Annotated in this window: 12 protein-coding genes; 11 read left to right on the top strand and 1 reads right to left on the bottom strand. The window is 40.3% G+C overall.

The annotated features are described in order from the left end of the window. The first annotated feature begins 207 nt into the window (after positions 1–207). Both ACQFX9_RS15890 and ACQFX9_RS15895 read left to right on the top strand, forming a co-directional pair. The gene (locus ACQFX9_RS15890; RefSeq protein WP_427156889.1) at positions 208–1,152 is read left to right on the top strand and encodes a molybdate ABC transporter substrate-binding protein; all 945 of its coding nucleotides are present in this window, start codon (positions 208–210) and stop codon (positions 1,150–1,152) included. 80 nt (positions 1,153–1,232) lie between these two features. Next, on the top strand, positions 1,233–2,009 hold the full coding sequence (locus tag ACQFX9_RS15895; RefSeq protein ID WP_427156890.1) for a PEP-CTERM sorting domain-containing protein: 777 nt from the start codon (positions 1,233–1,235) through the stop codon (positions 2,007–2,009). Between the two features lie 200 nt (positions 2,010–2,209). Here the strand turns inward: ACQFX9_RS15895 and ACQFX9_RS15900 are convergent, their stop codons facing one another. After that, the gene (locus ACQFX9_RS15900) at positions 2,210–4,831 is read right to left on the bottom strand and encodes a TonB-dependent siderophore receptor (protein ID WP_427156891.1); all 2,622 of its coding nucleotides are present in this window, start codon (positions 4,829–4,831) and stop codon (positions 2,210–2,212) included. A 656-nt stretch (positions 4,832–5,487) separates the two neighbouring features. Here ACQFX9_RS15900 and ACQFX9_RS15905 point away from each other — a divergent pair. The 9 genes from ACQFX9_RS15905 (at position 5,488) to ACQFX9_RS15945 (ending at position 22,032) form a co-directional block, all read left to right on the top strand. After that, on the top strand, positions 5,488–5,823 hold the full coding sequence (locus tag ACQFX9_RS15905; RefSeq protein WP_427156892.1) for an acyl carrier protein: 336 nt from the start codon (positions 5,488–5,490) through the stop codon (positions 5,821–5,823). Further along, positions 5,804–6,184, top strand: coding sequence for a holo-ACP synthase (locus tag ACQFX9_RS15910; RefSeq protein ID WP_427156893.1), 381 nt, complete (start codon positions 5,804–5,806; stop codon positions 6,182–6,184). The genes ACQFX9_RS15905 and ACQFX9_RS15910 overlap by 20 nt, the downstream gene beginning before the upstream one ends. Positions 6,185–6,307: 123 nt before the next feature. Next, on the top strand, positions 6,308–7,861 hold the full coding sequence (locus ACQFX9_RS15915) for a benzoate-CoA ligase family protein (RefSeq protein WP_427156894.1): 1,554 nt from the start codon (positions 6,308–6,310) through the stop codon (positions 7,859–7,861). A gap of 22 nt (positions 7,862–7,883) precedes the next feature. Further along, positions 7,884–9,218: a salicylate synthase gene (locus tag ACQFX9_RS15920; RefSeq protein ID WP_427156895.1), complete on the top strand. Its 1,335-nt coding sequence runs from the start codon at positions 7,884–7,886 to the stop codon at positions 9,216–9,218. Next, a complete protein-coding gene (acpS, locus tag ACQFX9_RS15925; RefSeq protein WP_427156896.1) occupies positions 9,215–9,619 on the top strand; it encodes a holo-ACP synthase in 405 nt (134 codons plus the stop codon). The genes ACQFX9_RS15920 and acpS overlap by 4 nt, the downstream gene beginning before the upstream one ends. 63 nt (positions 9,620–9,682) lie before the next feature. Beyond that, positions 9,683–11,173 (top strand): 3-oxoacyl-[acyl-carrier-protein] synthase III C-terminal domain-containing protein, encoded by a 1,491-nt coding sequence (locus ACQFX9_RS15930; RefSeq protein ID WP_427156897.1) that lies wholly within the window; start codon positions 9,683–9,685, stop codon positions 11,171–11,173. Positions 11,174–11,246: 73 nt separating this feature from the next. Further along, positions 11,247–15,842: an amino acid adenylation domain-containing protein gene (locus tag ACQFX9_RS15935; protein WP_427156898.1), complete on the top strand. Its 4,596-nt coding sequence runs from the start codon at positions 11,247–11,249 to the stop codon at positions 15,840–15,842. Continuing rightward, on the top strand, positions 15,839–20,623 hold the full coding sequence (locus ACQFX9_RS15940; RefSeq protein ID WP_427156899.1) for an amino acid adenylation domain-containing protein: 4,785 nt from the start codon (positions 15,839–15,841) through the stop codon (positions 20,621–20,623). The genes ACQFX9_RS15935 and ACQFX9_RS15940 overlap by 4 nt, the downstream gene beginning before the upstream one ends. Continuing rightward, positions 20,620–22,032: a condensation domain-containing protein gene (locus tag ACQFX9_RS15945; RefSeq protein ID WP_427156900.1), complete on the top strand. Its 1,413-nt coding sequence runs from the start codon at positions 20,620–20,622 to the stop codon at positions 22,030–22,032. Before ACQFX9_RS15940 ends, ACQFX9_RS15945 begins: the two co-directional genes overlap by 4 nt. Positions 22,033–22,070 lie beyond the last annotated feature (38 nt).

Genomic DNA, 22,070 nt, shown 5'->3' on the forward strand with positions numbered 1-22,070 from the left:
ATATTTTTGGGCGATCGCTAAATTGTTATAATTTCCTAACTTTACCGATTGATTTATACCAACCTAATTGGTAAAGTATTCGCATCTATTCAATAACTAGTGTTCCTTAAAATAAAAGGCTTTTAAGCTCAGTCAAGCTACCATTTGAGTCGGAATTACCAAATACTCAACTGGTAGTATGAACGTCGCATCACCATAACACCAACCATGAAAAAGCAGTTTCTTGCCTTTTCATTGATAGCTTGTGCTGTCAATGTTACATTACCAACTCCAGTATTTGCCGTTACCCTATATGGGGCTGGTAGTTTGCGAAATAGTTTAACAGAGGTAGCACAAGCCTTTACAACGGAGTACGGTATCACTGTAGATACTTACTTTGGCCCTTCCGGTTTAACAAGAGCCAAAATAGAAGATGAACTATCAAGAAATTTGTCAACCGCAGATGTCTTTGCCAGTGCTGATTTAGGAAATCCCCAACAACTATTCCAACAAGGGTTGAGTCATCCCGTCCAGAACTTCACTAGCAATCGTATGGTTGCTATTGTCAGACCAGGGTTAACTGGTGTCACATCAGATAATATATTAGACTTCTTACTCGATTCAAACATTAAAGTAGGCACATCAACACCACTAGCTGATCCTTCTGGAGACTACGCCTGGCAGATATTTGATAAGGCCGATGCCATTAAACCAGGTAGCTCGCAAATTCTCAAAACCAAAGCCTTGCAATTAGTAGGTGGGAATCCCTCTGCACCGCCAGTTCCTACCGGAGAAAATAATCTCATCTATTTCCTCAAAACCAATCCCCTAGCAGATATCTTTTTAGCTTATTACACCAGTGGTAATTCTGCTCAACAACTAGAAGCAGGTAAAGATTTACAAATAATAGAGTTACCGAATTATTTAGCGACAAAGGCTGATTATGGTTTAACTGTCATCAAAAATGCTGATCCAGATGGGGAAAAATTAGCTGCATATATTCTTTCTCCAAAAGGACAAGCAATTTTAACAAAGTATGGATTTGGTAATCCTTCTACCTCTATTCCAGAACATCAGGGCGCATCTGCTAGTTTACTAGCTTTGACTGTAGCTTTTGCAGTGCAGAGGAATTTATCTCGTAGGAGAAAATCAATGGCTAATACCAAAGTTTAACTATCGCTTTTATAGAGAAACTATCAACTTCACAAAAAGCAACATTGAATCCAATTATCTTGCCAAAAATCTCACAAAATATGCACAAAATAAGTTTTTCTTTAATAGCCGGATTAGCATCTAGTATTTTACTTTCTCAGTCTACTCACGCTGCCACACTAGGTCAAAATTTAATTGTTAATGGTGATGCAGAACAGGGATTAGGAGACTCCATCGGTAATGCAGTAGGTGCTGACATTCCCTTGATTCCAGGTTGGACTACAACTGGTGAATTCAGTGTTATTAAATATGGTGCCACAGGATTTAATTTTGTTAATGGCTTGGGTAATTTAGTCAGCGTTACCTTACCTGCGGTTGATGTTCCAGGGCCAAGTAATAGGGGTGAAAATCTCTTTTTTGGTGGTGCGGGTAGAGCCTCTGCTAGTGCTTTCCAATTTATTGATGTAAATAGTCTAGCCTCCGTGATTGATACTGGGAGAGCAGCTTTTGATTTGAGTGCTTGGTTAGGTGGTTATGCTACCGATAATGATATTGCCGCACTCAATATTACCTTTTTAGATCAAAACAGCCAATCTCTAGGTGTAGCCAGCATTTCTGCACCCAGTGCAGCAGATAGAAACAATACTACAGGGTTGTTTTTACAATCAACTAATGGCTTTGTACCCGTTGGAACACGTCAAATCAATGTAATTTTGAATGCGAATTATTCTAGAGGTCGAGTCAATGATGCTTACGCTGACAACCTCTCATTAGTAATTACTCAAGTACCAGAACCGACAATTTCAGGTTTATCTTTACTAGTTGCATCCAGCTTTATGATTTGGAAATCCCGGAAAAACCGTCCCCAATTTGATTAATTGTGGCAATTGAGTTTTTTTTGTACATAAGCACTTTATGCCAATTCTATTTAAAACTGCATCTAACCCTCCCCTTAAAAAAGGGGACTTTGATTTAATATCATGACTACTGCCAAGCAAGCCAAATTTTTTGAAGCTCTGTTAATGCTAATTACAACAGACAGAGTCTCGCTAATTTTTTGCTAGGCAGAAGATGAGAGTTAAAAACGCACTGAAACTGAACCAATTACAGTAAAAGGTTCGCCGGGATAAATACCGCTATTTCTGCCAAAAGGTACACCACTGATGTAGTCAACATCAAAGATATTCTTGAAGTTGAGAGCAAAACGCCAGTTATCTCGGCGGTAAAAAATGCCAGCATTAGTTAGAAAATAACTATCTAGTTCAAAGCTGTTGTCTAGGTCGCCTTGACGCTCTCCCACATAGTTAAAGCCCACACCAAAGCCTAAACCTTGCCAATTACCACGTTGAATTTCATAGGTTGTCCATAAACTAGCACTATATTTCGGAACTCCTGCCAGTCTATTTCCGATGGGAATAGTATTGTCTGCTGTGACTTCTGCATCTGTATAGGCATAAGCGGCGATAACATTCCATCCTGGAAGAATTTCTCCGCTAACATCGAATTCAAAACCTCGGCTACGTTGTTCACCTGTAGCGATAGAAATACCCAAACCTGGAAAATTCAAATCCGTTGTTGCAACGTTTTGTTTAGTAATGTCAAAGTACGAAATAGTTGCTGAAAGTTTACCTTCTAGTAACTCAGTTTTGACACCAACTTCGTACCCTTCACCTCTTTCTGGTTCTAGAGGATTACCATTTACATCGAACTGATCAACATTCGGATTAAATGATTGGGAGTAGCTGGCATAAAGCGATACTTCTTTTAATGGTTGATACACAATCCCGATACGGGGAGTGAAAGCATCATTGAATTGACTGGTATCACCGCCTGGATAAAACAGTGATGGTTGATTTGTGATGTCTTGCTTGACAGTTTCGTAGCGTATCCCAGCTAGTAATTTGAGACTATCAAAGAAGGCTATTTCATCTTGGAGATAAATACCTAATCTATCTGTGACAGATTTTCTATCTAGCAGCAAAATATCTAAACCTGTTCGGGGTGTAGCTCTGTAGACAGGATTGAAGATATTCAATTGTGAGGGAGTAAAGAAATTAGAGGTGGCAAAGCTACTGGAGTTAGTGCGATTCAAATCCAGACCAAACAAGAGGGTATGTTTGATGCTACCTGTAGAGAATTTACCTATAACATTTGACTGTAAAGAATAATCGTCAGAATAGAAATCATCCAGGGCATAAACACGATCTACAATACCTGTGGTTTCATCAAAGTTAGTAGTAATCGTCAAGCGATCGCTATAAACTTTACTTGTGGAGTAGCGAAATCCATTGCGAAATGTCCAGTTATCACTAAAACGATGCTCTAGTGAGTATCCAGTGCTAATAAATGTCCGCTCAATATAGTCGTCTGGTTCATTGATGATGCGATCGCGTGGAACATCAATCACACCTCTTCCAGAAGCTACTAAACCAGCATCAAATGGCCGTCTACGGTTAGAATACTGTGCTTCCAGGGTAAAATCTGTATTTTCGCCTAATTTCCAAGCTAATACGGGTGCAACGAAATATTGCTGAAAGTTCTCGTCAAAACCTCGGAAACTTTCATTATTCAGATAAGAAAGGTTCAGTCTATACAGCAGGCTGGGATCATCATTCAAAGAGCCAGAAATATCAATGCGTGGTCTAATCAAACCATAGTTACCAAACTGGACTTCTGCTTCGTAAAAAGGCTCTGCTAGAGGTTTTTTGGTGACAGCGTTAATGATCCCACCGGGTTGAATCTGTCCATATAAAATAGAGGCTGGGCCTTTGAGGATTTCGACGCGTTCTAAATTGGCTGTTTCTGGCACCTCTGGAAAAGCAAATTGTCTAAATCCATCTATCAATACTGGCGCGTTATCAAATCCCCGAATTGTATATCTTGCTTCTGAGAATGTATCAAACCCACCAGCAATAACATTACTGACGTTGTTGAGAGTTTCATCCAATCTGATGACTTGTTGATCTTCAATCACCCGGCGCGGAATCACCTGAATCGATTGTGGTATGTCTCGCAGTGGGGTATCGGTTCTTGTCCCAGTAGTAGCGTTTAATGTGTTGTAGCCAGCATCGCGATCGCCTGTTACCACTAGTTCTATTGGTTCATTCGACTCTGCTGATGGTGGTTGGACTGGGGTTTCCGTTTCTGGTGTAGGCGTGGGTGCTACTTCTGTTTCTGGCTGTTTTTCTGGTGGTGGGGTTGCAGATGCAGTAGTTATCAAACCCAAAATCAAGCCTTCGTCACTATCAAACAATTCGACTTGCGGTAAGCTTGTTTCGCCTCTGACTGTGACTAATATAGTATTAGGATTTTGGTTGTTAACCGTAATTTCTGCAATTCCTGCTACTGGGTTTTCTTGGCGAAATGTCTCACCACTAGATAAACGCAGTTGAGCATTATTGATCTCTGCAATGTATGTATTACCTTCACTTCTAGGCTTAACTTGTAACTGATCACCTAAAGTAGTCTGTAAAATTATCTCCACACCCTGAGCAGTGGAATTCACTTGGACTCCAGTCACTGGAATAACTTGTTGCGAACCCCCTTGAGTCAGTAGAGATGGTTGGTTGATTTGCAAAATATCCCGTTTCTGTCGCAGTTCTGATTGCTGGTTCGTCTTTGTTCCTTGGGCTGGATTGGCCATGAACACACCAACTGAGACTGCCAACAACAAGCTTTGCAAGATTTGCTCTGGTTTCATTACTTCCCTCATCATTCATCGTGTCATGTGATTTTTGTTAATGACACGAACCTCTTAAGTTATTGAAATTGATTCTTAGCTATTTTGCAAGTTAGTCAATTTAATTGCAAATCAATTTTACATGAACTATTGATAATTTGTTGCAGTGTTAATTTCGCTTAATAATTTTTTTGCGGCTAATACTTAAGCCAAAAATAATAAGCGAGTTAAATAAAACACTCTAAAAATACTTAATATATACCTAAAAGCTTATTTTAAAAGTATTTACAAGCTCAAGACTTAATTTAAATAATACTAAGTAAGTTAAATACTTTAACCTCAGCAGAGAAAATAGACAGCTTTGGGTTCACTGAGATTAGGCTCAGTCTATGAAAATCATAAGTTAAAGCCTTTTTTTTTCAATGAGATTATAATTTTTTTATATATATTGCCCCTTGCTAAATGCAATAACTTCCTATTAAATAATTTTGAGGCTAGCTAAAAATTATTTGCAATAAGCTCTATCTAACCTCCGAGTTGTTCGATATCAAGCAACACCAAAGTTTATTCTCATCCAAGAATAAAGTTAACAACAGCACATCGACTTGATTTAGAAGTCAAGCAAGCTGGTGAAGCTGAACAAATTCGCGTGTGCATCTCAGTTCCCAAGGTGTAATATGTGTCAATCTATAGACAACCGACAAGAAAATTCCTCTAGTGTTTCTCCAGTTACCTCTGGTGAACAGAATACTTGCAGTGTCATGGATACTTTAAAATCGATCCTTCTAAATCTCGGTATTCCAGAAGAGTCAATTAGTGAAGACACCTTATTGCAAAGAGATTTACAACTTGATTCTGTAGAGGCAGTAGAGATCGCCTTGGGATTAAAACGCACGCTAGGTGTGAGTGTGAAACTAGAGTCTCGGCAGGACATGACATTAGCTCAAGTCTGCAATCAAGTCCAAGACGCGATCGCCCAAAATCATACCAATCATGTTACACCAACAGATTAAAGGGTTGGGTTTAGATATCATACCCATTCAGAGAATTGCCAGAATCGTTGATCGATATGATAGTGAAACCTTAAATCTGATCTTTACTGCTAAGGAAATCGAACGCTGTCAATCAGCTAATGACTCTCATCAATATTATGCAATTTGCTTTGCCACAAAAGAAGCTGTAAGTAAAGCTCTAGGTACTGGGTTGGTTGACATTGATTGGAATGACATTGAAGCTGAAATCACACCTCAGAGCCTAATTATTCATCTATACAATCAAGCAAGTTATCAGGCAAAAAAACGTGACATTCAAAATTGGTCGGCAAATTGGTGCAATTGGAATCAACATATATTAGTTCAAGTCATTGCTTTATGAAAGGGAACGGGGAACAAGGAACAGGGAACGGGTAACAGGGAAAACAAAGCCACCCACAAGGGGGAGGTACGCTATGGGCTTTGTAAAGGAGCGCGGGAAAGTCAGGGAGTAGAGGAAAAGCTAATGACTATGATTTCTGAACAGTTACCAGATATATTTAACGTTGCAGCTTACTTCCTAGACAGAAACTTGGCACAGGGAAGCAGCGAGAAAATAGCTTTTTATTATCAAAATGAAACATATAACTATGCACAAGTTAACAGCCTCGTCAGACGTAGTGCGAGATTACTTGCCAATCTTGGTATAGAGCAAGAAAACCGCATCGCAATTTTATTACCCGATTCTCCAGAGTTTGTCTTTGGCTTTTGGGGTGCAATTTGGCTAGGAGCCATACCAGTTCCCATTAATACGACTTGTAGCCTCAATGAGATTCAATATGTTCTGCAAGATTCTCGCGCCCAACTTTTATTAACTACTCAAGAGTGGCAAGAAAAACTCGCTCCTATCCAATCAAAATATTTACGTCATGTACTCTTGAAAGATGCTTATCTTTCTCTGCTAACTCAACAAGATGAATTATTACCTTGTGCGGAAACGTCACCCGATGAACCAGCTTTCTGGCTCTATACATCTGGTAGTACAGGCAATCCTAAAGGCGTAATTCACCTGCATCAAAGTATGGTGGTGTGTGCAGAAAGATATGGTAAAGCAACTCTAGGTTTGTGTCAGGATGATATTACCTATTCAGTGGCAAAAATGCCTTTTGCCTATGGGTTGGGTAATAGCTTATATATGCCAATGGCGGTAGGTGCAGCTAGTGTGCTATCTGATGCTAGTAACGCCTTCGACATAATTGCAGATATCCACCGTTATCGACCGACAATTTTGTTTGGCATACCGAGTGTTTATGCAGGTATTTTGGCTCTCTGGGAAATCGCACCTTTGGATGTGTCTTCCTTAAGACTGTGTGCATCGGCGGCGGAACAATTACCCAAAAGCATTTGGCAGCAATGGCGAGAAAAATACAACCATGAAATTTGCGAAGGTATTGGTACGACTGAGTTTTTACATATATTTCTCTCTAATCAAATAGGAAGGTGCAAACCAGGAAGTTCTGGTTGTCCCATTCCTGGTTATGATGTGCAAATTCTGGATGACGATGGTGTACCTTGTTCTCCTGGTGAAATTGGTAATCTCCAAGTTAGAGGAGAAAGCCTGATGTGGGGTTATTGGAAGCGGTTACAACAAACGCGCCAAGCGATTTATGGCGACACCATGAAGACTGGAGATAAATATTTGCGGGATGCTGATGGTTATTTTTACTTTATGGGACGCAATGATGATTTATTTAAAGTCAATGGCCAGTGGATCTCACCAATGGAAATTGAGGATATATTACATCAACATCCCCAAATTCTAGAGGTTGCTGTTGTCCCTGAGTCTAATGATGAAGAACAGTTAACGCAGATTGTGGCTTATATCAGTCTCAAGTCGGGACAAACCGCTTCACCACAAATAGAAATGGATATTCGGCAGTTTGCTAGACAAAATCTGCCAAATTTTAAGGCTCCTAAAAAGGTTTACTTTGTAGAAAAATTACCGCGCACTGCTACCGGAAAAATTCACCGCAGATTATTAAGTAATAATTCCAGTTTACTTGCTGGTACAAGTTTGTAAATAATTTCCCAACAGAGGCATAATGATGGTATTAGAGTTTCAGACAGCAATCAAATACAAGCGTAAATTTATTTCTGGTCGGAGGAATCATCTTGTAGCTTTGCAAAATTTCCTAAAAGCTGGGATTTTTGAGAATTATGTTTTGTATGAGGGCAAAAATGAAATCAGGATTGCTGGTAATGAATTAGCAAAAGTATCAGTTTCGCAAGATTTAGTTTCTGTGAAAGGTGTAGGTAAATCTTTGTCAGAGCCTGCAACTGAGCCATTTAAGCAAGTCGAGAAAATGTTGGCGAAATTGCCGATTGAAGATTGGACAGCTTATGGCTATGTTGCTTTTGATATGGCTCGATTTTATTCAGATTATGCTAAATCAATAGAGCAAGATAACCTATATTTTCTAATTCCAGAAATTGAACTGATATTCACTGAAGAAGGAGTGTGTATCAAAAGTACAAAATCTCTTGAACAAGTTGAAGAAATTTTACTTTTAGATGCTCAATTGCCAGATTATCAAGCTGCTGATTTGAGATTAGATTTTAGCGATCGCACAAATTATCAGCAAAAGATTAGCGAGTTAATTACAGCCATCCAAAAGGACGAACTACAGAAAGCAATTATTTCTCGCTCTGTGAAAATTCCTGGTAATTTAGATGTATTGGGAACCTATATAGTTGGAGCAAAAGTTAATAATGCCGCGCGTTCCTACTGTTTGAATATTGGAGATGTCCGCGCAGTTGGCTTTAGCCCAGAAACTTTAATCGAAGTTTATGACGATGGTTTCATTGTGACTAATCCTCTAGCTGGAACCAGACCGAGAAGCGAAAATCAAACAGAAGATACACAACTCACACACGAACTATTTATTGATGCCAAAGAAGTCAAAGAACACGCTCTTTCTATTTGGTTAGCGCAAAGTGAAATTGCTTCCCTGTGTTTAGCAGGTAGTATTCAAGTGTTCAACTTCATGGAAGTAAAAAAATATCGTTGTGTGCAGCATTTATCATCGAGAGTTGGCGGACAACTACAACCAGGAAAAACCCTGTGGGATGCTTTGACGGTTTTGTTTCCAGGGATTACCGTTTCGGGAATTGATAAACAACAAGCACTCAAATGGATTGACCGTTTAGAAGACGAACCCAGAGGAATTTATGCTGGGGGTATTGGCTGGGTGAATAGTAGTGGTACAGGAGATTTAGCGATCGCAATTCGTTCTGTTTATCAGTACGGTAATCATATTTACTTAAATGCTGGTGCTGGTATCGTTGCTGAATCTGTACCAGAAAAAGAGTATATCGAGTCTGTCAACAAGATGAATACTATGTTGACGAACGTAGTGTTGGAGTCTGAAGCCAGATGAAACCAATACTGACTGTACCTGATACACCGTATATCATTGGGTATGGCATAGAAATAGTTGCGACTGCTGAGATTAAAACCCTCACAGAACAAACCCAGAGAAATTTTGCTATGCAGTATTTCACAGCCAGTGAACGGAGTATTATGTCTGGGGTTCAACAGCTTGCGGGTCGTTTTTGTGCCAAAAAAGCAATTCTCAAAGCCTTGGGAGTGGAATTGAATCAAAAGATTTTTTGGCTGGATATAGAAGTACAGCGACTACTCACAGGTGAACCATCAGTAGTATTGCATGGTCAATATCGGGAACTGGCTAACCGTTTAGGGATTGCTAAGTGGTTGGTGAGCATTACTCATGTAGCTGATTACGCCGCAGCTAGTGCGATCGCTCTCAATAGTATTTGAGGTTTTTAAACGCAGAGGAACGCTGAGTTAGGCGCAGAGGAACGCAAAGTATTTAGAATTATCATGAATGATGCAATCGGTATTCGCTCACTTGCTGTTAGTTTTGGGAGCATTATTCGGACAAATGAGTATTGGCTGGAGAAGTTTCCGGAGTTAATTCTACAGGAAAAGCCAAGAAGGGTAAGGCTGTCTGGTTTTAGGGAATCAATTTCTACTCCTAATGTTCTGGATATTTGGTCACAAGCTGTCACACCATATTTAGCAGATCCTTTTAGGGGTAATGTTGAACGTCGGGTGGTTGATATCGATGAATCTTCCTTAACCCTGGAATATCGGGCGGCTAAAGACGCTCTCAATGCTGCACAACTATCTCCCCATGAGGTGGATTTGATGATTGTGGCTTCTGTATTTCCGGAACAGGTGGGACATGGTAATGCTATTTACCTGGCGCAGAAATTAGGGTTGCACTGTCCGGCTTGGAATTTAGAGTCAACTTGTTCTAGTGCTTTGGTAGCTTTACAAAATGCCCATGCACTTATTCAAACGGGAGCATATCGCAATGCTTTGGTTGTTGTCTCTCACATCGGTTCTCAAACAGTAGACGAAACTGATAGCCTCTCATGGTCTATGGGCGATGGTGCTGGAGCCTTTTTAGTAGATAGACTCAAACCAAATCAAGGAATCTTAGCTAGTAAAATTGTCAGCACAACTGCAACCTGTGGTGCTTATGTGCATGAATTGGTAACAGATGCTCAAGGACAGCCTCAAATCAGGACTCGCACAGGTACGAATGTCAGTACACTCGCTGAAACCTCTGTAGATTTTGTGCGTACTTGCTGCGAAGGTGCGGCGGCGGCGGCTGGGTTAACTTTGCCTGACATCGATTTCTTTGCGTTTAATACTCCTACTGCTTGGTATACCAATGTTTGTACACAAGCATTAGGTATTAGTGCAGCAAAGACTATCAATCTCTATCCAAGATATGCAAATATTGGCCCGGTAATGGCGATCGCTAATTTATATCATGCTGCCCATGAGTGTAAAATTAGCGAAAATAGCTTGGTTTTAGTTTACACGAAAGGTGCATCAGCTACGGCAGCCGCCACAATCATGCGCTGGGGTGATGTCGCACTTGGTTGTGTTCCTAACCCTCCTTTAAGCCTGACTCAAGAACCAGAAAAAATTTATCTGACAGAAATACAAAAAAGCAGCATTTCTAGAGAGCAACTTTTGGCTGTTTCTTTACAACAACAACGGCAAATGCTGGAAACCTATTTGTTGGAATGGTTGAGTCATTCATTACAACTACCTGTCTCACAAATTGAACAACAGCAACCTTTAACTTTATTGCTTGGTTCCTTGATGGGTTTTTTATTCAAAACTCAAATCGAAAATGACTTGAAAGTGCAAGTTCCTATAGAGAAATTATTTGGTGAAAATAATCTCAACCATTTAATTGAGTGGTTACTCAACCAGTTAGCTGTAATTCAACTTTTCACATCAGAATCAACAGTAATTTCTGACAGCGAAGAAAGAGAAAAATTGACTCTTTAAAATTTAACTCTCAAACCCTCCTTCCTCCGCGCCTCTGCGTCTCTGCGTGAAAAAAATTAAAACATAAATCCCTATGAACTTACATTCACTTTTAACTGACCTGTCCCATCGAGGCGTAAAATTATCTGCTAATGGTAACTCTCTAGATATTGATGCACCAAAGGGAGTCATTACCCCAGAATTGCGCGATTCATTAGCGAAATATAAAACCGAATTACTAACATTACTCCAACAAAACGGCACAAGTACCACCTCTCTACCCAAAATTGTGCCAGCACCAGAGTTGCGTTATGAGCCTTTTCCTCTGACTGATATGCAGTACGCCTTTTGGGTAGGACGCAGTGGTGTACTAGAGTTGGGAAATGTAGCTAATCATGGTTATTACGAAATTGAATGTAAATATCTACACATAGAAAATCTGAATCTTGCGCTGCAAAAGGTCATAGAACGCCACGATATGCTAAGGGCAATAGTCTTGCCAAACGGACAGCAGCAAGTTTTAAAACAAGTACCCTTTTATACGCTAGAAGTTTTAGATTTAAGAGACAAAACAGAAGACATTGCCAATGCAGAACTAGATGCAGTGCGTCAGCGAATGTCTCATCAAGTGATTCCGAGCGATCGCTGGCCTTTATTTGAGTTTAGAGTCACACGTTTAGCAGAAGAAAGTTTTCGGTTACACGTTAGTTTTGACTTGCAAATATTTGATGCTTGGAGTCTGTTTCGCCTATTTGATGAATGGTTTCAACTTTATCAGCATCCAGAGGAGCCATTACCACCCTTAGAAATTTCCTTCCGCGATTATGTTTTAGCAGAACAAAAACTGCAAGAGACAGAATTATACAAGCGATCGCAAGCCTATTGGTTTAATCGTCTCGACGAGTTACCACCAGCCCCAGATTTACCACTGGCTAAAAGTCCCAAACAAATCAAACACCACCAAAACAAGCGTTATGAAGGGCGGTTAGAACCAACACAATGGCAGCAGTTAAAGCAACGTGCGGCAAATGCGGGTTTAACTCCTTCTGGGGTTTTACTAGCTGCTTTTGCGGAAATATTGACTCTTTGGAGTAAAAACCCGCGATTTACCTTAAATTTAGCTTTATTTAATCGCTTACCGTTGCATCCCCAAGTTAACGATATTTTAGGGGACTTTACCTCTGTCACCTTATTAGCTGTAGATAATTCTAGGCCAGAAGCATTTAGAGAGCGATCGCGCCGTCTGCAACAACAACTATTGCAAGATTTAGAACATCGCTACATCAGTGGTGTGCGCGTCACACGAGAATTAGCCCGCAGACAAGGTACAGCACCCAGTGCTATGCCCATTGTCTTTACTAGCACCCTCGGCTTTAGTTCCCTGGGACAAGAAACCTTAACTTTTAGCCACTTTGGTGAGTTAGTTTACGGAATTAGTCAAGCTTCTCAGGCTTGGATGGATATTCAAGTTTGGGAAGAAAAGGAAACTTTAACTTGTAACTGGGATGTAGTGGAAGAACTCTTCCCACAAGGCTTAATTAGCGATATGTTTGAGGCTTATTTTGGTTTACTCAGACAACTAGCTAATTCTGAATCAGCTTGGTTAGAAACTAATAAACAACTAATTCCTCCTCCACAATTAGCACAGCGCGATCGCATCAACGCCACAACCGCACCCACTCCCGACGCAATGCTGCACACAATGTTTGCGACTCAAGCACAGCAGCGTGGAACAGCACCAGCAGTCATTTCCTCTCAGCGCACCTTAACTTACCAAGAGTTATACACACTTTCTAACCAACTAGGTCATAAACTACGGCGATTGGGGGCTATTCCTAACCAATTGATAGGGGTAGTTATGGATAAGGGCTGGGAGCAAATTGTCGCTGTTATGGGGATTTTATCCTCTGGTGCGGCGTATGTGCCGATAGATCCAAACTTGCCACAACAACGCCGAGATTATCTGTTAGCCAACAGTGAAGTCAAAATTGTTCTGACTCAATCTTGGTTAGATGAGAAACTAGATTGGCCTTCAGGCATTGACCGTCTGTGCATAGATACTCAAGAACTAGCTAAAGAAAGTCACGAACCGCTACAACCAGCACAAACACCTGATGATTTAGCCTACGTTATTTACACCTCTGGTTCTACAGGCTTACCCAAAGGGGTAATGATTAGCCATCGCAACGTTGTTAACGTCGTTGTCCACACTAACCAACGCTTCAATATTGGTTGTCAAGATAGAATTTTGGCGGTGACGGCGTTAAACCATGACTTGTCTGTGTATGACATTTTTGGTTTGTTGTGTGCAGGTGGGGCAATTGTGATCCCTGATGCTTGTGGTGTTAAAGACCCAGCGCACTGGGCTGAGTTGATGGTGCGGGAGAAAGTGACGCTGTGGAATTCTGTCCCCGCTATGATGCAGATGTTGGTGGAATATGCCGAGAGTCAATCTGTAATTATCCCGGCAAGCTTGCGTTTGGTAATTATGGGTGGTGATTGGTTGCCGGTGTCTCTCCCTGACAGCATCAAAGCTTTAGTACCAGATGTCCAAATATTGAGTATTGGTGGCCCTACAGAAACTACCATTTGGAATATTGGTTATTTAATTACAGAGATTGACCCGAATTGGCAGAGTATTCCTTATGGGAAACCGATGGCTAATGCCAAATACTATATTTTGAATGAAGCCTTAGAAGATTGCCCCGTTTGGGTTCCTGGTCAAATGTATTGTGCTGGCGTGCAGGTGGCGCAAGGTTATTGGCGTGATGCCGAAAAAACGGCAGATAAATTCATTACCCATCCCCGCACCCAAGAACGGATTTACAGCACAGGCGACCTTGGTCGTTATTTACCCGATGGTAATATTGAATTTTTAGGAAGAGCAGATTTTCAGGTCAAAATCAGGGGTTATCGCATCGAATTAGGTGAGATTGAAGCCGCTATCAAACAGCATCCAGGAGTAAAAGATGCGATCGCTGTTACAATTCCAGGAGTCGAACAATCTCATCAACAAATTATTGCCTGTATAGTGCCACAACAGCAAGCAGAGACGCTGTTTGAAACAGAAATGGCAGATAGTGGCGAAACAAAACATTTATGGCAGAATTTGGTCGAAAAGGGAACAAGCATCGCTCAACAAAACTTAGATGCTGTGAAACCAGAAGTATTTGCAGCTTTTTGGCAACAACATCTAGACCCACTTTATACCTACGCTGTGAGTATCGCCTTTCATCAGTTTGGCGTTTATACCCAACTCCATGAGGCGTACTCTTTAGATGAATTGATGCAGCGAGGTCAGATTAAACCCCGCTATCGCAAATGGCTGAATCGTGCTTTATCTTTCTTGGTAGATTTAGGATGGTTGCAAATAGATGGTGACAAGTTTGTTAATACTCGACTTCTGCCTCATAGCTTCCCCACAGAATTGTTAGCCAAGATTTTAGCAGAAGCCACGCCCATCCTCGACTACAACCAAAATACAGTGGAATTGTTGGTGAATTCCGCCAAAAATCTGGCAGCAATTCTCACCGAAAATATTCACTCGGCTCAGATTATTGCTACAGATGAAATTCCCGCCCTTTATCGCAAAGAATTTCAAGCAGGTAGTTTAGTCATTCGAGAAATTTTACATCACCTTGCCCAGTCTTGGCAGCCAACAACTAACCTGCGAATTTTAGAAATTGGGGCGGGAACTGGGGCTGTGACTAGGGAAGTGTTACCAGTTTTACCACCGGAAAAAACTACATATGTTTATACAGATATCTCTCAGTATTTCTTGCAGTTAGGAAAGCAAGATTTTGGTCACTATCCTTTCTTAGAAACTGCTCTATTTAACTTGGAACAGTCGCCCCAAGAACAAGGCTATGAACTCCACAGTTTTGATGTGATTATTGCTGGTGGTGTAATTCATGCTACGCGCAATATCCAAGAATCTTTGGAGAATATGCGATCGCTCTTAGCCCCGAATGGTTTGTTGCTGTTTGTAGAACCAACAAAACTGCATCCCTTCTGGGAATTATTTATGGGATTGCAACAAGGTTTTGACCGCTTTGAAGATACTGCATTACGGTCTAATCCTCTCCTATCGCCAAAACAGTGGCAAGAAGTTTTACTGGCACAAGGATTTACAGATTGCACAGTATTTAATAAACCAGGCTCGATAGCTGACTTTTTGGCTGTGTATACGTTTATGGCACGGGGATCTGCATCTGTACAGAAGTTTAAAAAGCAAGAAATCAAGAGCTTTTTACAACAAAAATTGCCTGATTACATGATTCCTAGCGAATTTATGCTTCTAGATGCTCTACCACTGACAGCGAATGGTAAAGTTAATCGTCAAGCTTTACCGCAGTTACAAAATTTGCGGACACAATTCAAAACAAACTACATCAAACCGCAAACGGAAACAGAGCAAATCATTGCCAATATTTGGCAAGAGGTTTTGCGAGTTGAGAAAGTGGGGATTAACGATAACTTCTTTGAATTAGGGGGAGATTCCTTACAAGCAACGCAGGTTATTGCTCGAATGCGCGAAAAATTTCAAGTTAATTTACCTGTGCAGAATTTACTGCAAGCACCAACTTTATCTAGCTTGGCGAAGTCAATTGATGAGATTCAGCAAACAACGCAAAAACTCCAAGCCCCGATTAATGAAGTATTAGATAATCGCGTGGAGGTGGAACTATGAAATTAATTGCAGAGTTTTTGTCTGAATTGAGTAATTTAGATATCAGGCTATGGTTAGATGGAGAACGCCTGCGCTGTAACGCCCCCAAAGATGTACTCACAGCCGAATTACAAGCCGAGATAGCTGCACGTAAAGCAGAAATTATCCAGTTTCTCAATACTAGTTCTACTCAAGAAACAATCAAACCAGTTCCCCGCAATCAACATTTACCTTTGTCTTTTGGGCAACAAGGACTATGGTTTATTGATGAATTAGAAGGCGGTAGTACGGCTTACAATCAATTATTTGCGATTAAGTTGGAAGGTGTATTACAAGTAGCTATTCTTGAGCAAGCACTGACGGAAATAATTAGACGACACGAAATTCTGCGGACTACATTTAGAACTATCAATGGGCAAGCGTTTCAAGCAATAGCCACTGAAGCAACTTTCACACTGGCGGTAGAAACCTTAGAATGGCAAGAACTCCAGCAGTTTGCTGTGGCTCAATCCCAACGTAATTTTAATTTGGCAGAGGGGCCATTACTGCGAGTTACTTTAGTGAAACTTGCGCCGACAGAATATGTATTATTGTTTGTCATTCATCATGCGATCGCGGATGCTTGGTCAAGTACAATTTTCATCCAAGAACTAGCAGCAATCTATGAGGCTTTCTCTCTCGGTAAGCCGTCACCTCTACCAGAGTTACCTATCCAGTATGCGGATTTTGCTTATTGGCAGCATCACAAGCTGCAACAATTATTACCAGAACAACTCCGCTACTGGGAACAGAAACTGAGTGATACACCACCTGTATTACAATTACCAAGCGATCGCCCAAGATTAGCGGTGCAAAGTTTTCGGGGAGATATCATCACCTTAGAACTCAACCAAGATTTAACTACCAAGCTGAAACACCTCAGTCAGCAGTCAGGGGTAACTTTATTTATGACCCTGCTGGCAGCATTTAATACACTCCTGTATCGTTATACCAACCAAGATGATATTTGTGTCGGTACTACTATTGCTAATCGCCACAGCCGGGAATTGGAATCGCTAATTGGTTATTTTCTTAACACTCTGGTAATGCGTATCGACTTATCGGGGAATCCGACTTTTCGAGAGTTGTTGCAGCGAGTCAGAGATGTGGCTTGGGAAGCATACAATCACCAAGATTTACCATTTGATCAGTTGGTAGCAAAATTACAGCCAACGCGGGATTTATCTCACACACCATTGTTTCAGGTGATGTTTGTCTTGGAAAATGCACCCAAACAAGAGGTACAGCTTTCCGAACTTACCCTCAGCTTTTTAGAAATACCATTAGCTTCGGCTCATTTTGATCTCAGCCTGTCAATGCGAGAAATAGAGACAGGGCTACTGGCGAAGTTTGAATACAATACAGACTTGTTTGATGCAGACACAATTACCCGAATGATGGGACATTTCCAGACTTTACTTTGGGGAATTGTGAATAATCAAGAGCAGTCTATTTCAGAATTACCCTTGTTGACTGAAGCAGAACGCCATCAGTTACTAGTAGAGTGGAACCAGACTCAAGCTGAGTATCCAAAAACTTGTCTGCATCAATTGTTTGAAGTGCAAGTAGAACAGATACCTGATGCTGTTGCAGTAGTATTTGGCGAGCAGAAACTAACTTACAAAGAGTTAAACACCCGTGCTAATCAACTAGCGCATTATTTACAGACATTGGGTGTGAAACCGGATGTACCAGTGGCTATCTGTTTTGAGCGTTCTTTAGAAATGATTGTGGGGTTATTGGGAATTCTCAAGGCTGGTGGTGCATACATACCACTTGACCCCACTTACCCAAAAGAGCGTTTAACTCAGATGTTATCTGATTCTCAGACATCGCTATTGTTGACAACAGAAAATTTAGCGATCGCTTTACCTGAGCATCAATTAAATGTAGTTTATTTAAACACAAACTGGTCAACTATTAGCCAACAAAGTCCAGAAAATCCGGTGACAGATGCAACACCAAAAAATCTGGCCTATGTTATCTACACATCTGGTTCCACAGGTCAACCCAAAGGCGTGGGTTGTACACATCAAGGCGTAACTAATTTACTAACAGATTTTCAAATTAAACAACCGCTTGCTCAAGGTAATAAATGTAGTTTATGGACGAGCATTAGTTTTGATGTCTCGGTTTATGAAATTTTTTCAGCTTTATTGGTAGGGGGAGAATTACATCTAACTACCGAAAGTATGCGCTATGAGGCAATCACATTGTTTGAGTGGTTAGAGTCGCAGCAAATTCATAGTGCTTACATTCCGCCTTTCATTCTGAAAGATTTAACTGATTGGTTACAGGAAAAATCTCACAAACTGACTTTAAAAAGATTACTTGTAGGGGTGGAACCCATTGCTGAACAATTACTGCAATCTATTAGTAAATTAATTCCTGGTTTGCAAATTATCAATGGTTATGGGCCATCAGAAACTACGATTTGCGCTACTTTATATACTGTTTCTACTGAATCGACTTGTCACCAAAATACACCTATAGGCAGACCAGTACAAAATACAGAAATTTATTTGCTAGATGCTAATCTCCAACCTGTGCCATTAAATGTACCAGGTGAATTGTATATTGGCGGTGTTGGTTTAGCACCAGGCTACCTTAAGAACTCATTATTGACTGCTCAAAAGTTTATATCCAACCCCTTTAAAAGAGGGCAGGGGGCAGGGGACAGGGGGGAATGGGATCTCCTCTACAAAACTGGGGACTTAGGACGTTATTTAAGTGATGGTAACATTGAGTTTCTGGGGCGAATTGATAATCAGATAAAACTGCGTGGCTTCCGCATTGAATTAGGCGAAATTGAAGCAGTTTTGAGTAAACATCCCCAAGTGCGACAAGTAGTAGTTATCTTGCGTGATGATACAGGTTTTCAACGTTTGGTAGCTTATATTGTGCCGCACAAACAGGAGCAAAATTTCACTAATGAACTACGAAACTTCCTCACAGAAAATTTGCCTAATTACATGGTGCCATCGGCTTTTGTGATGCTAGAGGCACTGCCGCTTTTGCCTAATGGTAAAGTCAATAAGCAAAGTTTACCAGCACCCGACACCAGTAGACCAGAGTTAGACAAAGCATTTGTTGCACCGTGCAGTTTTGCCGAAATTACCCTTTGTGAAATCTGGGCAGAATTTCTCAATGTGTCACAAGTGGGGATTCATGATAACTTTTTTGAGTTGGGCGGCGATTCAATTATTGCTATTCAAATTATTGCTAAAGCTAACCAAGCAGGTCTGAAGCTGACAACTAAACAATTATTTCAGCATCAAACTATTGCTCAGTTAGCAAATGTAGCAGTTTTGAAACCAGCAATCCAGATTGAACAGGGACTGGTCACAGGTACAGTATTCCTAACACCTATTCAACATTGGTTTTTTGAGCAGAATTTCTTAAATCCCCATCACTGGAATCAGACAATTGTGCTGGAAATGCCACAAGCTCTGGACTTAGACTTATTAGAACAGGCATTACAACAGTTACTATTACATCATGATGCTTTGCGGCTACGGTTTGAAAAAACAGAGTTGGGTTTGCAGCAGGTTCTTGTTGATATTCATACACCTATTTTGTTGCAGCGTTTTGACTTTTCAAGACTGACAAAGACAGAACAAGAACAAGCTTTTCAGACATCTGTGGCTGAATTACAAACCAATATTGATTTATCAGTGGGAACACTAATAAGATTTGCTGTCTACAACTTTGGCATACAACAGCCAAGCCGCTTGTTACTCATTATTCATCATTTAGCTGTAGATACTTTCTCTTGGCGAGTTTTACTAGAAGATTTGCAAACAGCTTATCAACAGCTAAACCAAGGCAAAAAAGTACAGTTACCAGCGAAAACAACTTCTTTTAAATATTGGTCAGAACGTCTGCATGAGTATGCCCAATCTGTTACCCTGCAAAAAGAGAGAGATTATTGGTTAACCCAGTGTCAGCAGCAGAGATTACCGGTGGATTTTATTGATGGTGAGAATATAGTAACGTCTGAGAGAAATGTTGCGATCGCTCTCACTGTCGAACAAACCCAAGCCTTACTCCAAGAAGTACCACAAGCTTATAACACCCAAATCAATGATGTGTTACTCACAGCGTTGGTACAAGCTTTTTCTCAATGGACAGGTACACGCTCTTTATTAGTAGCACTAGAAAGTCATGGACGAGAAGAAATTTCTGAGGATTTAGATTTATCGCGTACTGTTGGCTGGTTTACATCTATCTTCCCCGCACTTTTGGATTTAGGAAAAGCATCTCATCCTGGGGAAGCATTAAAAACAATTAAAGAGCAACTACGAGCTATTCCTCATCGCGGAATTGGTTACGGTATTCTGCGTTATTTGAAGCAGGATCATGAATTACAAAACTATCCAGAACCGGAAGTAGTCTTCAATTATTTAGGACAGTTTGACCAGACATTTTCTAACTCATCGCTATTCCGATTTGTGGAGAACTCCAGTGGATTAATGAGCAGTCCGCGCAATCAAAGAACTGCCTTACTAGAAATCAACGGCTTGGTAGTTAATAATCAACTGCGATTTGATTGGACATTTAGCGAAAACATCCATCGTTATTCCACTATCAAAAATTTAGCCCAAGAGTTTGTCAAAGTCTTAACAAACATTATTACTCATTGCCAATCTACTCAAGAAAAAAATTACACCCCTTCTGATTTCCCAGAACTAGATTTAAGCCAAAAAGGTCTAGATCAGTTCTTGGAAAAACTCAATCGTAAAGGTAAATCAAAAGTAATATGAATACAGAAAATATTGAAGATATTTACGAACTGTCGCCCCTACAGCATGGTATTCTATTTCACTGTGTCTATGGTTCAGAAGTCACACTTTATTTTTCGCAATTAGGCTTTACGTTTAAGGTGCGAAATAGTTTAAATTTTGCTGCTTTTGAACGTGCTTGGCAAGAAGTCGTAGCTAGACACACCATGTTACGTACTGGTTTCTATTGGGAAGATATCGACAAACCTCTACAAGTTGTGTATCGCCATGTCGAATTACCCATAAAACAACTAGATTGGCGAGGAATAGAAACAACAGAACAGCAAAAACGTTTGGATGATTTTTTAGTCCGAGATAGAGAGCAAGGCTTTGATTTATCCCAAGCCCCTTTAATGCGAGTAACTTTAATTCGCTTTGATGATCATACTTACCAATTTATTTGGAGTTCACACATGATTATTGTGGACGGTTGGTCATCGCCGTTAGTCATTAAAGAAGTTATTGAGTTATACATAGCTTATAGTCAAGGTCAAAATATTGACTTAGGAAAAGGTAGTGTTTTTCGAGAATATATTGCTTGGTTGCGACGACAAGATTCATCACAGGCGGAAGAGTTTTGGCGACGGATGCTAAAAGGATTAAAAGCACCTACGCCGTTAAAAAATTTGTATGTAGATAACTTATATAACCCAGAAGCACGATATGATGAACCACAAATAAAACTCTCAAAAGCAACTACAGCTAAATTACAATCTATAGCACGACAGCATCGTTTGACTATTAACGTAATTGCTCAAGCTGTTTGGGTTTTGCTTCTTAGTCGCTACACTTGTAAAACTGAAATTGTCTATGGTTGTACTGTTTCTGGTCGTCCCGTAGATTTAAAAGGCTCTGAGTCAATGGTAGGGATGTTAATTAATACCTTACCTGTCAGAGTTAAAGTAGACCCAAATCAGTATTTATTACCTTGGTTGCAACAATTTCAAGAGCAATTAGTAGAAATTAGGCAGTATGAATATACTTCACTCGTAGATATTCAACGTTGGAGCGAATTACCTCCAGGTGCGCCTTTATTTGATAGTATTTTTGTATTTGAAAATCAACCAGTAGATGATATTCTCCAAGAATCGCAAGAGCGAGAACAAAGTATAGAATTGAGTTTAAATCTTTACAAAACCAACTATTCTATTAACTTAGTTGGGTATCCTGGCTCACAGTTACGCATTGGCATTAGTTACGATTTTCGCAGTTTTGATAGTGCCACAATTAATGGCATACTTAGGCATTTTGAGATATTACTGGAAAATATTGCCACAAATCCTGAAGTGCAGTTGAAAGATTTATCGTTACTGACAGAACAAACACGACATATCAGCTTGATGTTGGAGAAAGAAGCAACATTTAATTTTGAATTGGCTGTGTGTAATTAAGGTGTTAATCTCACGCAGAGACGCAGCGAAAAGTCGGA

Source organism: Aliinostoc sp. HNIBRCY26 (assembly GCF_050235535.1).
Taxonomy (GTDB): domain Bacteria; phylum Cyanobacteriota; class Cyanobacteriia; order Cyanobacteriales; family Nostocaceae; genus Trichormus.